Origin of the sequence: Rubellimicrobium arenae (assembly GCF_017916275.1) — a bacterium.
Taxonomy (GTDB): Bacteria; Pseudomonadota; Alphaproteobacteria; order Rhodobacterales; family Rhodobacteraceae; genus Rubellimicrobium; species Rubellimicrobium arenae.
The window spans coordinates 39,916-58,650 of record NZ_JAFMST010000007.1; the positions used below are offsets into that span (position 1 = coordinate 39,916).

Annotated in this window: 15 protein-coding genes; 7 read left to right on the forward strand and 8 right to left on the reverse strand. The window is 70.7% G+C overall.

Translation table 11 applies throughout. The features are described 5' to 3' along the window. The first annotated feature begins 180 nt into the window (after positions 1–180). Complete coding sequence (locus tag J3P31_RS12130) at positions 181–1,872, forward strand: FAD/NAD(P)-binding protein (protein ID WP_210528729.1); 1,692 nt, start codon at positions 181–183, stop codon at positions 1,870–1,872. Positions 1,873–2,168: 296 nt separating this feature from the next. After that, entirely contained in the window at positions 2,169–3,590 is a 1,422-nt protein-coding gene (locus J3P31_RS12135) for a M10 family metallopeptidase C-terminal domain-containing protein (protein ID WP_210528730.1), read from the forward strand. Between the two features lie 21 nt (positions 3,591–3,611). On the opposite strand, the gene J3P31_RS12140 is transcribed toward J3P31_RS12135, so the two are convergent. Continuing rightward, entirely contained in the window at positions 3,612–4,427 is an 816-nt protein-coding gene (locus J3P31_RS12140) for an ABC transporter permease (RefSeq protein ID WP_210528731.1), read from the reverse strand. Positions 4,428–4,598: 171 nt separating this feature from the next. Between J3P31_RS12140 and J3P31_RS12145 the strand changes: the two genes are divergently transcribed. The 3 genes from J3P31_RS12145 to J3P31_RS12155 all read left to right on the forward strand — a co-directional run bounded on the left by J3P31_RS12145 (position 4,599) and on the right by J3P31_RS12155 (position 7,906). Beyond that, on the forward strand, positions 4,599–5,900 hold the full coding sequence (locus J3P31_RS12145) for a DUF2793 domain-containing protein (RefSeq protein WP_210528732.1): 1,302 nt from the start codon (positions 4,599–4,601) through the stop codon (positions 5,898–5,900). 128 nt (positions 5,901–6,028) lie between these two features. Continuing rightward, on the forward strand, positions 6,029–7,159 hold the full coding sequence (locus tag J3P31_RS12150) for a polysaccharide biosynthesis/export family protein (protein ID WP_246849490.1): 1,131 nt from the start codon (positions 6,029–6,031) through the stop codon (positions 7,157–7,159). Positions 7,160–7,249: 90 nt separating this feature from the next. After that, a complete protein-coding gene (locus tag J3P31_RS12155) occupies positions 7,250–7,906 on the forward strand; it encodes an ABC transporter ATP-binding protein (RefSeq protein WP_210528733.1) in 657 nt (218 codons plus the stop codon). 46 nt (positions 7,907–7,952) lie between these two features. On the opposite strand, the gene J3P31_RS12160 is transcribed toward J3P31_RS12155, so the two are convergent. Together J3P31_RS12160 and J3P31_RS12165 are read right to left on the reverse strand one after the other, a co-directional pair. Beyond that, on the reverse strand, positions 7,953–8,477 hold the full coding sequence (locus J3P31_RS12160; RefSeq protein WP_210528734.1) for a DUF4142 domain-containing protein: 525 nt from the start codon (positions 8,475–8,477) through the stop codon (positions 7,953–7,955). Between the two features lie 74 nt (positions 8,478–8,551). Then, on the reverse strand, positions 8,552–9,592 hold the full coding sequence (locus tag J3P31_RS12165; protein ID WP_210528735.1) for a patatin-like phospholipase family protein: 1,041 nt from the start codon (positions 9,590–9,592) through the stop codon (positions 8,552–8,554). A gap of 133 nt (positions 9,593–9,725) precedes the next feature. Between J3P31_RS12165 and cphA the strand changes: the two genes are divergently transcribed. Together cphA and J3P31_RS12175 are read left to right on the forward strand one after the other, a co-directional pair. Beyond that, on the forward strand, positions 9,726–12,452 hold the full coding sequence (cphA, locus tag J3P31_RS12170; RefSeq protein ID WP_210528736.1) for a cyanophycin synthetase: 2,727 nt from the start codon (positions 9,726–9,728) through the stop codon (positions 12,450–12,452). Further along, positions 12,452–13,309, forward strand: a complete 858-nt coding sequence (locus tag J3P31_RS12175) for an isoaspartyl peptidase/L-asparaginase family protein (RefSeq protein WP_210528737.1) — start codon at positions 12,452–12,454, stop codon at positions 13,307–13,309. Before cphA ends, J3P31_RS12175 begins: the two co-directional genes overlap by 1 nt. A gap of 26 nt (positions 13,310–13,335) precedes the next feature. Here the strand turns inward: J3P31_RS12175 and J3P31_RS12180 are convergent, their stop codons facing one another. From J3P31_RS12180 to J3P31_RS12200, 5 genes are read right to left on the reverse strand one after another with little or no spacing between them, the layout of a single operon-like run. Continuing rightward, positions 13,336–14,313, reverse strand: coding sequence for a Gfo/Idh/MocA family oxidoreductase (locus J3P31_RS12180; RefSeq protein ID WP_210528738.1), 978 nt, complete (start codon positions 14,311–14,313; stop codon positions 13,336–13,338). Next, entirely contained in the window at positions 14,310–15,428 is a 1,119-nt protein-coding gene (locus J3P31_RS12185; RefSeq protein ID WP_210528739.1) for a Gfo/Idh/MocA family protein, read from the reverse strand. Before J3P31_RS12185 ends, J3P31_RS12180 begins: the two co-directional genes overlap by 4 nt. After that, on the reverse strand, positions 15,425–16,384 hold the full coding sequence (locus J3P31_RS12190) for a hydroxyacid dehydrogenase (RefSeq protein WP_210528740.1): 960 nt from the start codon (positions 16,382–16,384) through the stop codon (positions 15,425–15,427). The genes J3P31_RS12185 and J3P31_RS12190 overlap by 4 nt, the downstream gene beginning before the upstream one ends. Further along, on the reverse strand, positions 16,384–17,214 hold the full coding sequence (locus tag J3P31_RS12195; RefSeq protein ID WP_210528741.1) for an HpcH/HpaI aldolase family protein: 831 nt from the start codon (positions 17,212–17,214) through the stop codon (positions 16,384–16,386). The genes J3P31_RS12190 and J3P31_RS12195 overlap by 1 nt, the downstream gene beginning before the upstream one ends. After that, complete coding sequence (locus J3P31_RS12200; protein ID WP_210528742.1) at positions 17,211–18,650, reverse strand: NAD-dependent succinate-semialdehyde dehydrogenase; 1,440 nt, start codon at positions 18,648–18,650, stop codon at positions 17,211–17,213. The genes J3P31_RS12195 and J3P31_RS12200 overlap by 4 nt, the downstream gene beginning before the upstream one ends. Between the last annotated feature and the right edge of the window lie 85 nt (positions 18,651–18,735).

Genomic DNA, 18,735 nt, shown 5'->3' on the forward strand with positions numbered 1-18,735 from the left:
GACGGCCCGCCCCTTGGGCGGCCCCTGGCGTTCACCGCAAAGCGAGCCGAACCGGGGTTGAAGGCCGTTCGGGGCTGTCTAGCTTAACATGTGTTAAGCCCACGCAACGACGGCCAAGGCCGGATGGCGCCCTCCTTGCGGTGGGATCCACCTTTCCCGCGCCCGTTTCCACAGGTCCGCATGACGCCACGCATCGCCATCATCGGGTCGGGCCCGACCGGCATCTACACGTTCCGGCATCTGCTGGACGGATCGCGGCCCCTGGACGTCACGATCTTCGAGGCGCACAGCGAGGCGGGCTGGGGCATGCCCTATGCGCCCGGCGTGAATGGCCGTTCCATGCTGTCCAACATCGCCGGCCTCGAGATCCCCGCAGTCACGGAGTCGCTGGTCGCCTGGCTGCATCGCCAGCCGGACGCCGAGCTCGCCCGGCTGAGCGTGCCGCGCGAACGGATCACCGACCGCGAGTTCTTCCCCCGCGTGGTCCTGGGCGAATACTTCCGCGCGCAACTGGCGCTCTTGGCCGACCGGTCCCGGGCGCGGGGCGACCGGGTCGAGATCCGCCCCTCGCACCGGGTCACCGACATCGAGCTGCGCGAGGCCGACATCCTCGTCACCGTCACGCGCCCCGACGGCGGGACCTCGAATCTTGCCTTCGATCACGTGGTCATGGCCACAGGCCACGCCTTCCCCGCAGGGTCCGAGCGCCATCCGGGCTGGTTCGCCTCGCCCTATCCCACCTCCTCCCTGCGGGCGATCCGCAACGTCCATGTCGGTATCCGCGGCACCTCGCTTTCGGCCATCGACGCGCTGGTCGAGGTGGCCGGAGGCCACGGCGCCTTCCTTCGCGACGCATCGGGCCTGCTGCATTACCACCCCGGGCCCGGCACCGACGGGTTCCGCGCGACGCTGATGTCCCGCAAGGGGCTCCTGCCCGAGGCCGACTTCCTTTATCCGATCCCGTTCGGGCCCAACGCCGTCTGCACGCCCGAAGCCGTCGATGCCCTGGCCGCCTCGGGGCGGGCCGACCTCCTCGACGCGGTCTTCGACCTGTTCCGCGAAGAGCTCGTGCGGGCCGATCCCGACTATGCCGCCCGGATCGGGCTGGCCACGCTCGATGCGGACAGCTTCGCGGACGCCTATTTCCGGGAGCGCGAGGCCCATGATCCCTTCGCCTGGGCCGCGCGGAACCTGGCCGAGGCGCAGGCCGATCACGCCCGCGGCCATGTCGTGCCCTGGCGCTACGCCATCCTGCGCACGCACGAGGTGGTGGCCCGCGTCCTGCCCCACCTTTCCGCCCGGGACCTGGAGCGTTTCCACGCGAGCTGGAAGGCCGCCTTCGTGGACGACTACGCCAGCGTCCCCCACGAGTCGATCGAACGGCTGCTGGCCCTGCACCGGGCGGGGCGGCTCGACGTGCTCAGGCTTGGGGCCGGCTACCGGCTCGACCCGGCCGAGACCGGAGCTCTCGTCACCTGCGAAGGGCGCCAGATCCATTTCCCCGCGTTCATCGACGCGACCGGCCAGCGCGCCATGGCCGCCCCGGACCTGCCGTTCCCGACCCTGGTGGCGCAGGACGCCGTCCGCCAGGCCCGGTCGGCGCGGGGCAGCTGGACCGAGGACAGCGACCCGGTCGAGACCGGCGGCGTCGAGCTGGACGAGGCGTTCCGTCCCGTGAACGACCTGCCCCTGCACCGCGAGCTCCACTGCCTGGCCCTGCCGTTCCTCCTGCATCGGCATCCGTTCAGCCAGGGCCTGACCAGCTCGAACGAGATGGGCGCCATTGTCGCGCAGGCCATCCTGGACCGCATGTCGCACCGGCTCCTCGCCCCCGCGGAGATGATGGCCGTGCCGGACGGGCGCGCGGCCTGAGCGACCGGAGGCCGCGTCCGGCGATCCCGACGTCGGAGATCCCGGCCGATCACGACGCGGTAGAAATTCCGAGAGATCGACCCGGAATGGCCGCCCTGCGGGATGACAGGCCGTGATCGATGGATTAACGGGCGCCCGACCAGAAGGGCGGGTCCGACGGGTTTGGTCGGACAGGCAGGAACTCGCGCAAGGCCCCGACTTGCCTTCCAATGGCCTCAAAACCGCCCTGCACGAGTGATCAGCTTGCCCCCGATCCGCTTGCCCGGATCAATCCGATCAGCAGTGAAGGACAGACCATGGCTCCGAAGCCGGCTTCGACGCGCATCCTCGCGGACTACATCCGCTCCGGAATCTGGGACGAACAGGGCAAGCCTGACCACCAGTTCGACGACTCGACCATCACGGTGGACCTTTCCGGCATCGGCAGGGAATCCCAGGCGCTGGCCCGGCTGGCCCTCCGCGCCTGGGAGGCCGTGGCGAACGTCACCTTCAACGTCACCTTCGAGGAAACCGACTCCGACGCGGACATCACGTTCGACGACGCGCGCCCGAGCAGGGCCACCGCCACGGTGCACATGACCACCGGCGGCGACATCACCTCGGTGCACCTGAACGTCGGCGCCGAATGGATGAGCCGGTACAGCACCGATCCGGGCTCCTACGGCTTCCAGACCCTCGTGCACGAGATCGGCCACGCGCTCGGCCTCGGGCACTCCGGCCCCTACGAGCCCGGGGCCGTCTTCGAGGATGCCAAGTACAGCACCGACAGCTGGCAGCAGACGATCATGTCCTACCTCGACCAGGACGAGAATCCGACCGTCAAGGCCGAGAAGGCTTATGTCGTCACCCCCATGATGGCCGACATCATGGCCATCCAGGCGATGTATGGCCGCCCGACCGAGGAAAACGACGCCACGGCCGGGAACACCCGCTATGGCGTGCGCTCCGACCTGGGCAACTACCTCGACAAGTTCTTCCGGGGGACGGCCGGCGATCTCGGCCAGAACGCCATGACCATCTACGACCGGAACGGGACCGACACGATCGACTTCCGGGACGACACGCGCGCCCAGAACGTGAACCTGGGCGACGGCAAGTTCTCCAGCGTCTACGGGGTCCAGGGCAATCTCGGCATCGCCGTGGGCACCAAGATCGAGAATTTCGTGGCCGGCAGCGGCTCGGACCGGGTCGCGGGCAACGGGTCGAACAACCGGATCGCGCTGAATGGCGGCGACGACCGGGCGAATGGCCTGGGCGGGCGCGACGTGATCGCCGGCGGCACCGGAAGCGACCAGATCTGGGGCGGCGAGGGGCACGACCGGGTGTCCGGCGACAACGGCAAGGATCGGCTCTGGGGCGGGGACGGCGCCGACAGCCTTTACGGCGGGGACGGGGGCGACCGGCTTTGGGGCAACTCGGGCAACGACACGCTGAACGGCGGCGCGGGCGACGACCTCCTGTTCGGGGGCAAGGGCCGCGACGTCTTCGTGTTCGGACAGGGCCACGACGTGGTCCGCGACTTCGAGGGGGCCGACACGCTGCGGCTCGACGACGCCCTTTGGAACGGCCGTGACCTGTCCGCGCGCGAGGTGATCAGGGAGTTCGCCCATGTGACCGCGGGCGGCGACGTCCTGTTCGACTTCGACGGCGGCGAGACGCTCCGCGTCAAGGACGTGACGCGCGCCCTCGACCTCGCCGACGACCTGGTTTTCTTCTAGGCCCCGGCCGCCGCGGCGTCCTCAGGCCTCGAGGATGTCGCGGTGGTACCGCCACAGGAAGAGCAGGCCCAGCACCCCGGTCACCAGCGCGACCCCGAACACATAGGCGGGGGACACGTAGTCGGGCTGGTAGCCATGGTAGAACCCGCTGCGCGTCTCGGCCACGACATGCACCAGCGGGTTCCACACGAGGTAGTCCCGCCAGTTCGGCGGCGTCGCATCCACGACCACGACGACGCCCGACAGCAGCATCAGCGGCCGCATGAGGACCGACCAGATGCTGCCCCAGAACTGGAACATCGACGTCAGGAAGCAGTTCAGCGTCCCCACGCCCGCCGCCAGCACGGCCGCCATCACGAACCCGAGGAGCACATGGCCCAGGATCAGGTCCGTGCCGGTGTCGAGGAAGACCTTGATCCAGGCCAGCACCAGATAGGCCACGAGCAGCTGCGTGAGCAGGTTGACGAAGTACCGCGCGATCAGCGCGTCCATCACGGTCACCCGTGGATAGGCCAGCAGCTGCTTGGAGTAGCTCAGCGACTGGGCCAGCTTGCTGCTCACGTTCACGAAGACGTAATAGGGCAGCAGGCCCGTCGCGTAGAACATCGCGAAGTTGGTCCCGAGCCCCGGATGGCGCAGCCCCAGCGTCGTGAAGATCCAGGACATCAGCGCGATGCCCGCGATGGGCTCGAGGATGCTCCACACATAGCCGCCCGGCTTGCGTCCGTAGGTGGTGGTCATCTCCCGCAGGATCAGCGCCATGATCACGCGCAGCGTGGCAAAGCGGATCTGCTTGTGGATGGACCTGAGCTGCGGAGCGTCGGGGCTGAGCGACATCGGGGGGGCCGGAATCAGGACGGAGAGGCGCTCCGCGGGACGCGCCATAATCGGGCCGCGCGGCGCGGGATGCAAGCCGCACGCGCGGGGGCGCGCAACGCTCGGTGCTGTCAGGAACCGGAAAGGTCCGCCGCCTAGCCTTGGGGCATCACCGCACACAAGGACCGCCCCATGCCCGCGACCACCCCCCGCCTGTCCCTGCCCTATCTCCAGCCGTCCCAGGCCCAGAAGCACGTGACCCACAACGAGGCGCTGCAACTCCTCGACGCCGTGGTGCAGCTGCGCGTCCTGGGCTTCGGAGCCACGACGCCGCCCGCTGCCCCCGCGGCGGGCGACGTGCATGCCCTGGGGCCCGGGGCGACCGGCGACTGGAGCGGCCAGGACGGCCGGCTCGCGCTCTGGGACGGGACGGGCTGGCAGTTCCTGTCGCCGCGCGACGGCTGGCGGGCCTGGGACCGGGGCGCGCAGCAGTTGCGGGTCTGGACCGAGGGCGCCTGGGCGCCGGTCGCGCCGCCGCTCCAGAACCTCGCGGGGGTCGGGATCGGCACGGCCTCGGACGCCACCAACCGGCTCGCCGTCGCGGCGAACGCCACGCTGCTCAGCCACGCGGGCGCCGGCCATCAGGTCAAGGTCAACAAGGCCGCCGCCGCCGACACCGCGAGCCTCCTGTTCCAGTCGAACTGGACGGGCCATGCCGAGATGGGCCTGGCGGGCGGCCTCGACTTCTCGCTCAAGGTCAGCGACGGCTCGGCCTGGAGCACGGCGCTGACGGTGGCCCGGGCGACGGGGGTCGTCTCGCTCCCGCAGGGCGCGGCGATCAACGGGCCGGTCACCGGAGCCGCCGTGCAGTCGTCGGCCATCGACGGCACGGCCGGCCGCCTCCTGACCACCGGCGCCTTCGGGCTCGGCGGCGCCCTGCCCGCCCTCGGCGACGCGGGCGTGACGGACGGAAGCCTCGTTCCGGGCCTTTACGCCTATGACACCGCCGCCGGGAGCACGGGCGGCCCGGCCTCGGTCACGCGCGGCACCCTGCTCCATTCCCGCCGCGGCGCGAGCCTGGGGGAAACCCAGCTCCTCGTGGTCGAGGCGGGATCGGCGTCGGGGGTCTATGCCGGGCTCGTCTTCGGGCGGTCGCGGTCGGGCGGCGCCTGGGGCGGCTGGACCTGCGGCTCGGTGCAGGACAGCACCGCGGGCACGAACGGCCGCTGCCTGCGCCAGCAGGACGGCACGCAGACCTGCTGGCACACCATCACCACATCCGCCTCGGCCGAGACGGTCTGGACCTTCCCCCAGGCCTTCGCCTCCACCACGGGTCTTGTCGTCACCCTGGGGGTGAACGGCAGCGCCCTCACCGCCCTGTTCCCCCGGCACACCGCCAAGGGGACCGCCTCGGTCAGCCTGTCGGTCGTCAACGGCTCGGGCACCAGGGTCGCGGCCAGCCTCGACATGATCGCGGTGGGCCGCTGGTTCTAGAGCCCTCACGGCCCCGCGATTTTCCGCGCCGCAGCCAAGCGACGGGTTTCCCGACCGTTCCGGCTTGGTTATTGGAGAGGGGGCAGCCCGCGCCGCGCGCGGGCAGGATCACGGGGCCGAGGGACCGCATGTCGACAACAATGTTCCGGCTGGGCGTAGGCGCAGTTCTGGGCCTCGCCCTGGCCGGCTGCAACCTGCCCCGCGGCGCCGCCTTCGAATCCGAGGTGCTGGGCGCCCGCGCCGGGGCGGACGGCGAGGCGACCAGGGACTTCGCGGTGGAGGAGGTCACGCGTGACGCCCTTCCCCGCTATTCGGGCTGGCCCCGGTCGGGCGAGCCGTCGATGAGCTGGATCAGCCACCAGGGCGGGCCCGCCAACCGCATCATCGCGCCCGGCGACGTGCTGGCGGTGACGCTCTGGAACACCGAGGACAACTCGCTCCTGACCGCGCCGGGGCAGCGGGCGATCACCATGAACGCGGTGACGGTCTCGTCGACCGGGTCGATCTTCATGCCCTACATCGGCAACATCAAAGTGTCGGGCATGAGCCCCGACCACGCCCGCGAGACGGTCGAGGGCCGCTTTGCCGAGGTCACGCCCTCGGCCCAGGTCCAGCTCGAGATCGCCGAAAGCCGGGGAAGCATGGTCAGCCTCGTGGGGGGGGTGCAGAAGCCCGGCGCCTACCCGATGCGGGACCAGAGCTTCACGGTCCTGTCCCTCATCGCCGAGGGCGGGGGCGTGAACTCGAGCATGAACAACCCGCAGGTCCGGCTGATGCGCGGGGGGGAGATCTACGGCATCTCGCTCGACCGGCTCTTTTCCGAGCCGAGCCTCGACACCACGCTCCGGCCCGGCGACAAAGTGATCGTCGAACCCGACGAACGGTTCTTCATGTCGCTCGGCGCCGCAGGGAGCGAGGCGGTCCAGCAGTTCCCGCGCGACGACGTCAGCGCCCTGGAGGCGATCTCGATCATCGGGGGCGTGTCCGACGCCCGGGCCAACCCCAAGGGGATCCTGGTCCTGCGGCAGTATCCGGCCTCGGCGGTCCGCAGCGACGGGACCGGGCCCACGCACGAGCGGGTGGTCTTCACGCTGGACCTCACCACCGCGGACGGGCTTTTCAGCGCGGGGGAGTTCCCGATCCAGTCGGGCGACCTCGTCTACGCGACCGAAAGCCCCGTCACCTCGGCGCAGACGATCTTCTCGATCCTGGGCAACAGCCTCGGCATCGTCCGGCAGTCCCAGCGGCTGAGCGAATGACAGGCTCGGGGCTGCGGCCCCGGACCGCTTGACACCGGACCGTCCGGGCGATCAGAGCGGGGCCGCCCCACGGGCCGAACGGAGGCCGTCATGATCGTGCTGCGCAACCTGACCAAGACCTTCGTGGTGGAAGGGCATCGCAAGACGGTGCTGAACAACGTCAACGCCGTCTTCCCGTCCAAGGTCGTCGTGGGCCTCCTGGGGCGCAACGGCGCCGGCAAGAGCACGCTGCTGAAGATGATCGCGGGCTCCATGGACGCCACCTCGGGCGAGATCCTGACCGATGGGCAGATCTCCTTTCCCGTGGGCTACGCGGGCTCCTTCCACCCGGAGCTGACGGGGGCGCAGAACACCCGCTTCACGGCCCGCATCTACGGCGTCGATACGGACAGCCTGATGGCCTATGTGGAGGACTTCGCCGAACTCGGGCCCAGCTTCCATCTCCCGGTCCGGACCTATTCGTCGGGGATGAAGTCGCGGCTCGCCTTCGGGGTGTCCATGGGGATCAACTTCGACACCTACCTGATCGACGAGATCACCGCCGTGGGCGACGCGTCGTTCAAGAAGAAATCGCAGATCGTCTTCCGGGACCGCATGCAATCGGCCGGCGCGCTCTTCGTGAGCCACTCGCTCCGTCAGGTGCAGGAGCTGTGCCAGGCCGGCGCCGTGCTGGAAGGGGGCCAGCTTCACTATTACGACAACGTGCAGGACGCCATCGACCATCACCTCAGCCTGATGAACGTCTGAGGCGGGTGGCTCCTCCCCGGTTGGCCGGACAGGAGCCGGGAGCGCGTCAGCCCTGCATCTGCTGGCGGAAGCTGCGCAGCATCACGAGGTGGCTGTCGATGCCGGTGACGCCCACCATGGACGCGCCGCGCGCCATCGGATCCTGGCCGTTCTCGGCATACTGCTCGTGGATCGGCCGGGCTTCCTCGTGGCCGGCGATCTGGGCGTCCAGGTAGGCCATGTCGAAGGCATCGCCCTCGGCCTGCTGGAGCTGCTGCAGGAGCTGGGCGTGATCCTCGCGCAGCGGAAGCTGGGCGCCTTCGGCCCCGAACGCGCGCGAGATGGCCTGCTGTTCGGCCACTTCGAGGGCGGCGAAGGCCTTCACGTTGTCGCTCTGCCCCTTTTCGACGGCAAGCTGGCTCGTCTGCATCAGGAACATTCCGCCCTCGAGAGCCGGAACCTTGGCCTCCTCGACCGCTCCGGCGGCAGCACCGCCCTGCGCCGTGGAGGCTTCCTGCGCCGAAAGGGAACGGGCTGCGGGCAGAAAGCTCGCGATGGCGACGCCACCGGCGAGAAGTTGTCTGCGATCCATGGTGATCTCCCTGATCTGAGGTGGCGGCTCAACCGCATCGCCCGGCTATTGTTCCGCGGCGAATTGCAGCCGGGTCAGCCCTGGTCCGCCAGGGACAGCACGGCGAGGGGTTCGTCCCGGGGCGCCCGCGCCAGGCGCGGGAGCATGGATTCCATGTCCGCCCGGCCCTGGCCGGCGCGCTCGCCCAGGGTGGTCCCGGAATAGTCGAGCGTCTTGAGCGCGCGCTGATGGGCGGGGGGGCGGTGCACCAGATGGGCCAGGATCGTGGGCGGCGCCCCGGCGTCGGCCCTCCGGGCCAGCTCCCGCTCGCGGGAAAGTGTGCCGATGCGTGTCCGCGCCTGCAACGAGAAGCCCAGGTCCTGCGCCCGGGTGATCGTCCCGTCGAGGCTGCGCGGCCGGTCGCCCCCGGGCGCGTAGAGATCCGAGGCGACCACCAGCCAGGGGCCGTCAAGGTCGCCCGACAGGACACGGTCGATGGGAAGGTTGTTCCCCAGCCCCCCGTCCCAGAGCAGGCGCCCGTCCAGCTCCACCGGAGGAAAGAGCGGAGGCAGCGCGGTGGCGGCCAGGACATGCCGCGCGGTGATGCGGTCGCGGCGGTTGTCCCACCAGACCTCCTCGCCGCGCTCGAGGTCGATGGCCAGGAGGGAAAAGCGGACGGGGCTGTCGCCGAGCAGGTCCCAGTCCACCAGGCGATCGAGCGTGGCGCCAAGGGGCCGATGATCCTGGAGCGACAGGTCCGGCGGCATGAAGGGCAGGATCGACAGGAGCCCCGGGAACCGCGGCTGCGACAGCCCTGGCCGGCCGGCCAGGAGGGCGTTGAGGCCGAAGCCGTTGCTCCAGCGCGCCCGCACGGGACCTGGCATGAAGGCCATCCAGGGACCGTCGCCCTGCCGCGTCTCGGTCCAGAACTCGCGCAGCCGGGAAAGGCGCACCTCGGGGGGGTTGCCCAGGAGGATGGCGGCGGTGACGGCCCCGATCGAGCAGCCGACGACCCAGTCCGGCTCGGTCCGGGCCAGGAGCGCCTCGCACACGCCCATGTGATAGGCCCCGAGCGCGTTGCCGCCGCCCAGCACCAGAGCCATCCTGAACCCATCCACCAGCGTCCGATGTGTCATGCCGCCCCCTTGCACGTCCGGGTGCGAACGGGTGCGGGCCGGGCGGGTTCCGGGGGTCGGGAACAATCATCGGCGGCGCATGTTTGAAGGGCTGGCCGCAGGGGCGTGCGGCCACGAGGAGGAACCTTCCATCATGACGACCACCCCCCATGTCTCGGCTCGGCCGATGCAGGTGCGTCGCATCCGCGTCTACCGCGGACCGCACCTCCATAGCATGACGCCGATGGTGCAGGTCGAGCTGGACCTGGGTTGGCTCGAGCAGTGGCCGACCGACCGTTTGGGTGAGTTCTCGGCGCGGCTGGTCGCCCTGCTGCCGGGCCTGGCGGACCATGGCTGCAGCGACGGCGTGCCCGGCGGCTTTCTGCGACGCCTGGAGGAGGGCACCTGGCTGGGTCATGTGATCGAGCACGTCGCTCTCGAACTGCAGGCCCGGGCCGGCCATCGCATCACACGCGGCAAGACGCGGAGCGTGAAGGACCAGCCCGGCGTCTACCACGTCATGTACGCCTACCAGGATCGCGAGATCGGACTGCTGGCGGGCCGGCTTGCCATCGAACTGGTCGAAAGCCTCCTGCCGCTGGAGTTCGGTGGCGTGCTGGGCCTTGGCGGCTTCGGCGTGGAGGTGCCCGGCCACCTCGCCGAGGGTCTGGAGCGGCTTCAGGACCTCGCGCGGGAGCGGGCCCTGGGACCAACCACGGCGGCGCTGGTGCAGGAGGCCGAACGGCGGGGCATCCCCGTCGCCCGGCTGGACGGAGACAGCCTCATGCGGCTGGGACAGGGCCGGCACCAGAAGCGGATCCGGGCCAGTTGCACCGATCTCACCTCGCAGGTCGCGACGGACATCGCCGGGGACAAGGACCTGACCAAGGCGCTCCTGTCCGAAGCCGGCCTGCCGGTCCCGCGCGGCGCGACGGTGCGGAGCCGCGATGACGCGGTCGAGGCCGCGCGGCGGCTGGGGTTCCCGGTCGTGGCCAAGCCCCTGGACGGAAACCATGGCCGGGGCGTGAACACGGGCTTGGCCTCCGATCACGACGTGCGCTGGGCCTTTGACCAGGCCGCCCCCGAGGGCGCGGCCGTCATCGTCGAGCAGATGATGCCCGGCGACGACCACCGGATCCTCGTGGTCGGAGGCCGGGTCGTGGCGGCCGCCCGTCGCCTGCCCCCCATCGCCATCGGCGACGGGGCGAGCACGATCCGCGAGATCGTGGCCGAGATGAACCGCGACCCCCGGCGCGGGGTGGGCCATGAGGCCGTGCTGACCCGCATCGAGATCGACGACTGCATGGAGCATTTCCTGGCCAGCCAGGGCCTGGGGCCTGACAGCGTGCTCCGGCCGGGCCAGGAGGTGCGGCTCCGTCCCACCGCCAACCTGTCCACGGGCGGCACCGCGACGGATGTCACGGACATCATGCACCCCGGCACGCGCCTGGCCGCCGAACGGGCCGCCCGCATCGTGGGGCTGGACATCGCGGGGATCGACCTCGTTTGCCCCGACATCACGCGGCCTTTGTCCGAGACGGGCGGCGGGATCGTCGAGGTCAACGCCGGTCCCGGCTTCCGGATGCACGTCGCGCCCTCGGCCGGACGGCCGCGGGACGTGGCCGGCCCGGTCATGGACCTCCTGTTCCCGGAGGGGAGCCAGGGGCGCATCCCCATCTTCGCCGTCACCGGGACGAACGGAAAGTCCACCACGGGCCGGATGCTCGCGCATGTCCTCAGGGCGTCGGGCCAGCGCGTCGGGCTCACCTCGACCACCGGCATCCTGATCGACGGCCGCGAGGTCGAAACCGGCGACTGCGCGGGGCCGGGCAGCGCACGGCTCGTGCTGGCAGAGCCCGGCGTTGACGCCGCCGTGCTGGAATGCGCCCGGGGCGGCATCCTGCGCGAGGGCCTGGGCTTCCAGGACTGCGACGTGGGCTGCGTGCTCAACGTCCGGCCCGACCACCTGGGCCAGGGCGGCGTGGCGACGCTGGAGGACATGGCCGCCGTGAAGTCGGTGGTGGTCGAGGCCGTCCGCCGGGACGGCTGGAGCGTGCTCAACGCCGACGATCCGCTGGTCGCCGGGATGGCGGACGACGCCGGGGGCCGGATCTGCTGGTTCTCCCTCCGGCCCGAGGCCGAGTGGCACGACAGCCTGCGCGAGGGCCTGGCCCGGCAGGACCGCGCCGTCAGTCAGGAAAATGAAACCATCATCCTTCATCAGGACGGCAGGCGCCTGGCGCTCATGTCCGTCCGCGACATCCCTGCGACATTCGGAGGAGCAGCCCTGTTCAACATCGAGAATGCCCTCGCCGCCATCGCCATGGCGTGGTGCGGCGGCGTGGAGCCCGCCACCCTTCGCGACGCCATGTCGTCCTTCGCCACCTCCTACGAGACGACGCCGGGCCGGTTGAACCTGCACCGGAACGGCGTCTTCGACACGATCCTCGACTATGCCCACTGCGCAGGCTCGCTGGAGGCGCTGGGCACCTTCGTCCGACGGCTCGACCCGGCTCCACGGCGCGTCATCGCCCTGGTGGGCGCGCCCGGCGACCGCAGGGACGAGGATATCCGCACGATGGGCGCGGTGGCGGGACGCCATTTCGACATCGTCGTCTTCAAGGAGGACCAGGACCTGCGCGGCCGCGCGCCGGGCGAGGCCGCCGCCCTGCTCATGGAGGGCGCCCTGGGCGCCGGTTGCCCGCGAAGCCGCCTCTTCACCGTACGGGACGAGGTCGAGGCCACACGACACGCCTTGCGCCTGGGCGGCCCGGGCGACCTGGTGGTCGTCACGGCGGACGACATCGCAGCCGTCTGGGACCAGATCCGCAGCTTCAGCCCCCGGACCCGCGAGGTCCCCGCCCTGGCGAGAGCGGGCTGATGTGGGCGATCGCGTTGCACGGGGGGGCGACCGAGGTCGCGCCCGACAAGGAGGCGGCCTACCGTGATGGTTGCCTTGCGGCGCTGGCGGCGGGCCGCGTCATCTTGGAGGGTGGCGGATCCGCCGTCGACGCCACCGCCGCCGCGGTCCAGGTGCTCGAGGACGACCCGACCTTCAACGCCGGCTGCGGATCGGCCCGGAACGAGGCCGGCGACATCGAGATGTGCGCGGCCCTCATGAACGGGCACAACCTCAAGATCGGGGCGGTGGGCGTGATCCGGGACGTCCGGCACCCGATCGGCGTCGCCATGGCCCTCATGGACGAGAACGAGGTTCTCCTGGCCGGGGACGGAGCGCGCCGCTTCGCCGAAGCCAAGGGCCTCACGCCGCCCGCGGTGCTCCCGCTCAGGGTGGCCCAGGAGAGCGGCGCGGCCGATCGCCAGCATGACACGGTCGGCTGCGTGGCGCGCGACAGTTCGGGCCGGCTGGCGGCGGCCACCTCGACCGGGGGCCTGGAAGGGGTCCGGGTCGGACGCGTGGGCGACTCGGCCATGCCGGGCTGCGGCTTCTACGCCGACGACTCGCTCGGCGCGGTCGTGCTGTCGGGAGATGGAGAGATGATCGCCCGGGCGATGGCGGCCGGGCGGATCCTTCTCGACGCCCGCAGCATGGCTCCGGACGAGGCGATCCGACGCGCCCTGGCCCAGGTCGCCGCGCTCGAGGGCGAGGCCGGGGCGGTCCTGGTGACCCCGACGGGCCTGATCGTCTGGGACCACACCAGCCGGGACTTCTGCGTGGCCTCGCAGTGCGAGGGGGAGGCGGGGCCGACCGTGTCCCTGGGCAAGGCGCAGGGCTGACCCCTTGCCGGGCGCCGAAGCGGCCCTCAGCCCTTGCCGTAGGGCGCGGGCCGGGGCGGCAGGCTCAGGCGCACGGTCCCCTGCGCCATGCCCTGGGCGATCTGCTCGGCCAGGGCCGTGGCGCAATGGCCGTCCCAGGCCGAGGCTCCGACAGGCTCCCCGCTCGCGACCGAACGGACCCAGGCCTGCATCTGGTCCCGGTAGGCCTGCGCGAACCGCGGCACCCAGTTGTCCGGGAAGACGAATCCGTGCCGGTTGGCGTGGTTCAAAACGCTGGACGCCGGCGCGGCCATGGCGACCGTGCCTTCGCGCCCCACCAGTTCCGCATGGACGTGGTATCCGTAACGGGCGTTGATGAAGACCTCGGTCGAGACGATCTGGCCGCTGTCCGTTTCCATGACGATCATCAAGGGCTCGCCCCCGGGGCCGGCATGGACGCGGGCCGACACCATCTCGGCGTCCAGGAGCCACCGGCTGATGTCGATCTCGTGGACGAAGGAGTTGGTGATGGGCATGGGCCCGGTGAACCAGTCGGGCGCGCTCGGGTTCCGGTGGATGTTGTGGAGAAGGACCGGCGCGCCGATCCGGCCCTCGTCCGCGGCCGCCTTCATGTCGAGATAGGCGGCGTCGAACCGGCGCATGTAGCCCATGGTGACGAGGCGGCGGCCCAGCGCGACCTCGGCCTCCACCACCTGCCAGCCCTCCTCGGCCGTGGGCGCGATGGGCTTCTCGAGGAGAACGGGCTTGCCCGCCGCAAGGCAGGCCAGCGCCAGGGTGGCGTGAGTCGCGTCCGGAGAGGCGACGACCACCGCCTCGACCTCCGGATCGGAGATCAGGGCCAGGGGGTCGGACAAGGTCCGCGCCCCGCCCGCCGCTGCGGTCGCCCGTTCGGGATCGGCGTCGCAGACGGCGGCCAGATGCGCTCCGGCCGTGGCTTCGCGCAGCAGGCGGGCGTGGTAGGATCCCATCACCCCCGCCCCGATGACACCGACGCGCAGGCTCATGCCACGTCGACCCAGGCCTGCGCCCTGGACGAGGCGTGCACGGCCTCGACAAGGCTCTGGATGCGCAGGCCCTTGCGGAAGTTGAAGGGCTCCGGGGCTTTGCCGGCCAGCGCGTCGAGATAGCCTGCGACCTCGATGGCCTTGAGATCGTTGAACCCGATCTGATGGCCGGGCGCCACGCAGAAGCGGCCATAGGGCGCATGGTCCGGCGCAGCCTCGATGCGGCGGAAGCCGCGACGGCCAGGCGCGTCCTCGGCGGAGTAGAAATGCAGCTCGTTGAACCGCTCCTGGGTGAAGAGGAGCGCGCCCTTGGTGCCGTAGACCTCGAAGTCGTGCTGCATCTTGCGGCCCATGGCGATCCAGGAGGCCTCGATGGAGCCCGAGGCGCCGTTGGCGAAGCGCACGAAGGTCCGGCCGACGTCGTCCACCTCCACCGCGCGGCGACCGCCCTTCCCGTCCGGACGCTCGCCGATGACGGTCACGGTGTCGCCCATCAGGCGCGTGATCGGGCCAAGCAGGAACTCGGCGGTGGCGAGCGCGTGGCTGCCGATGTCGGCAAAGGCCCCGCCGCCCGCCGGGTCGTGCCGGAAGCCCCAGGCGCCGTTCGCGTCGGCCATGTAGTCCTCGGCGTGGACGCCGCGATAGCTGCGGATCTCGCCCAGCTCGCCCGCGGCGATCATGTCGCGCGCCAGGATCAGCATGGGATTGCAGAGATAGTTGAAGCCCACCTGGGTCTTGCGGCCCGCTGCCTCGGCGGCCTCCGCCATCTCGCGGGCATCCTGCGCCAGCGGCGCGAGCGGCTTTTCACAGTAGACGTGCTTGCCTGCGGCGATCGCGGCCAGGGCCATCTCCTTGTGGAGCGCATTGGGCGCGGTGATGTTCACCACGTCGATCTCGGGGTCGGCCACCATGGCCTGCCAGTCGTCGGTCGCCGTGGCGAAGCCCAGCGCGTCCGCGGCGCTCTGCGCCAGTCCCATGTTCGCGTCGGCGAGCGTCCTCAGCTCCACCCGGAACGGCAGGTCGAACACCTTCTCGGCCGCGCCATAGCCGAAGGCGTGCGCCTTGCCCATGAAGCCCGAGCCGATCAGGCCCACGCGGAGGACGGGTTTGGTCATGTGAAGTCCCTGTTGACGATGAGGTCGGAGTCGATCCGTCCCTGGAAGAAGCTCAAGGCGTTGTCCACCGACATCACGGCCATCCGCTCGGCGCATTCGGCGGTCAGCGCCGCGATGTGGGGCGTGAGCACCACCTGGTCGAAGGCCAGGAGCGGGTGATCGGCCGCCGGGGGCTCGCCCTCGAAGACGTCGAGCCCGGCGGCCCCCACGACCCCGGAGGCCAGCGCCCCGGCGAGCGCGCCCTCGTCCACCACCCCGCCCCGGGCCGTGTTGACCAGGATCATCCCGGGCTTCATGACGGCGAACTCGGCGGCGCCGATCAGCGGCGCCCCGACCTTGGGCGCGTGGACCGAGACGGCATCGGCCCAGGCCAGCCCTTCGGCCAGGGTGTCCACCGGATGGACGGGCCCTTCGGGCCAGCCAGAGGACAGCAGGAAGGGGTCATGGGCCCGCACCTCCAGGCCAAAAGCCTGCGCCATGCGCCCCAATTGCCGGCCGATGCGGCCATAGCCCAGGATCAGCAGTCGCTTGCCGGAGATCTCGCCCGCCTCGAGCCGGTTGCGCCAGCCCCACAGGGCGGGGTCGCGCACGGCCCGGTCGGCCCGCACGAGTCGCTTGGCCGCGGCCAGCAGGAGCGTCATCGCATGTTCGGCCACCGACACGGAGTTCACGTCGCCCACGATGGCCAGGGGGATGCGCCGCGCGTTCAGCGCCGCCACGTCCACCGCGTCGTAGCCCACCCCGTGACGCGAGACGATCTTGAGGTTCCGGGCCCGTTCCACCGTCGCGGCCGAAAGCGGCTGCGTGCGGATCACCAGGCCCTCCGCCTTGTCGATGAAGGGCAGGTAGGCGGGCTCGGACACCTCCTCGACATAGTCGAAGGTGACGCCCGGCGCGGAGGCCAGGCGGTCGAGACCGGCGGGATGGAGCTTACCGGCAATGAGGAGATGCGGCATCAGTAGCCTCCCTGGGCAGCGCTCGGCACCGGGACGTCGGCGTCCTGCGCCGGTCCCTTGGAGGCCAGTTCGCGAAAGCGCGCGACCGATGCCGCCGCCGCCGCGGCGAGGAGCCGCGAGTCCCCCGACACCGTCACGAGATCGAAGCCCCAGCCAAGGGCGCGCGCGGCATAATCCGCCGTCCCGCAATGCAGGGCCGCCTTGATGCCGTTGCGGTGGGCGGCGTTGCGGATCGCCTGGATGGCGTCGATCATCTCGGGCTCCTCCCGGTCGAAACCGGGGGACAGGCGCCCTCCGCTCAGTCCGAGCGTGAGGTCGGCGGGGCCGATGTAGAGCCCATCCAGACCCGGCGTGGCCGCGATCGCGTCGAGGTTCCGCATCCCCTCGGCCGTTTCGATCATCGCAAAGCCCAGGACCGTGTCGTTGGCGTTGCGGTAATAGTCGGCCAGGCCCTGCGCGACCCCCACCCGGGTCGGCCCGAAGCTGCGCAGCCCCCGCGGCGGATAGCGCAGGAAGCTTGCGAATTCGGCGGCGTCCCCAGCCGAGTTCACCATGGGGCAGATGATGCCCATCGCCCCGGCATCGAGCAGCTTCATGATCGCGCCCGGCTCGCGCCAGGGCGCACGCGCCATGGGCCAGACGCCCGAGGCCCGCATGGCCTGGAACATCGGCAGCGCGTCCGAATAGTCGAGCGCGCCGTGCTGCACGTCGATCGTGATGCTGTCGTAGCCCTGCGCGGCCATGATCTCGGCCGTGAACGGGTTGCCGATCGACAGCCAGCCGTTGAGGACGGCCTTGCCCTCGGCCCAGATGTCGCGGGGATCCTTCATAGCCACACCACCTGCGCCAGCTTGATGTCGAGGTAGTCGCGCAGGCCCTCGATTCCGCCCTCGCGCCCCATGCCCGAGAAGTTCGTGCCGCCGAACGGCGCCTCGGACGCGGCCATGGCAAAGCTGTTGATCCCGACCATCCCGGCCTTCAGCTCTGCCACCGTCCGGCGCGCGCGCTGGGGCGATCGGGTGAAGGCGTAGGCCGACAGGCCCATGTCGCTCGCGTTCGCGCGGGTCAGCGCCTCGTCGTCCGATCCGAAGCGGGTGATGGCGGCGATGGGGCCGAAGTTCTCCTCGGCCATGACGCGCATGTCGTCGTTCACCTCCGTCAGGACGGTGGGCTCGTGGAAATGCCCGGCGTTGAAGCCGCTGGCCCGCCGCCCGCCGGACGCCAGCCGGGCGCCCGACTTCAGGGCGTCGGCCACGATCCCCTCGATCTCCTCGAGCCGCCGGCGCGAGATCAGGGGACCCATCCCGACCTCGGGGTCGAGCCCGTCGCCCAGCCGGATCGCCTGCGCCCGCGCGACGAAGCCCTCGACGAAGGCGTCATGCAGCGACTCGTGGACATAGAAGCGGTCCGGGGTCACGCAGACCTGGCCGGCGTTGGCGAACTTGGTCGGGACCGAGACGTTGAGCGCCATCTCGAGGTCCGCGTCCTCGTAGACGATGAGAGGAGCGTTGCCGCCCAGCTCCATCGACACCTTCTTGAGGGTCGCCGCCGCGTCGCGGATCATCTGCTGCCCCACGCGGGTCGACCCGGTGAGGGATACCTTGCGGACGCGCTTGTCCGCCATGAGAGGAGCATAGGTCGCGTCGGTGGGTCCGACCACGAGGTTCACCACGCCGTTCGGCAGGTCCCCGGCGCGGCAGCAGTCGACGATGAGCATGGCCGTTCCCGGCGTCTGCGACGAGGGCCGCAGGACGACGCTGCACCCGGCCGCGAGCGCCGGCGCGACCTTGCGCGCCACAAGGGCCGCCGGAAAGTTCCAGGCCGTGAAGGCGGCGCAGATGCCGATGGGCTCGTGGCTGACCTCGAAGCGGCCCCCCGGAACGCGGCTCTCGATCACCCGGCCGTAGATGCGCCGCGCCTCTTCGGCATACCAGCGGAACTGGTCCGCGGCGAGCCCCCACTCCCGCCCGGCCTGGACGAGCGGCTTGCCGGTCTCCGAGGAGATCATCCGCGCCGCTTCGTCCTTGCGGCGAAGCATCTCGTCGGCGATCCTGTGAAGCGCGTCGGCACGGTCGAAGGCCGGCCTGGCCCGCCAGGCGGCCAGACCGGCCTCGGCGGCGTCGATGGCCTCGCGCGTGTCGGCGGCTGTCGCAACGGGCACCTCGCCCAGGGACCGTTCGGTCACCGGAGAGGCGATAGGGGCCGTGCCGCCGTCCGAAGCGCCCCGCCAGGCGCTGTCGATGAACAGTCCGAATGAATGATACACTGTGACGGCCTCCCTATCCGCAATGGATGTTGCGCATCTATTGCATTGTCAATGACCGTTGTCTAACGTTCCGTGCAACCGCTCA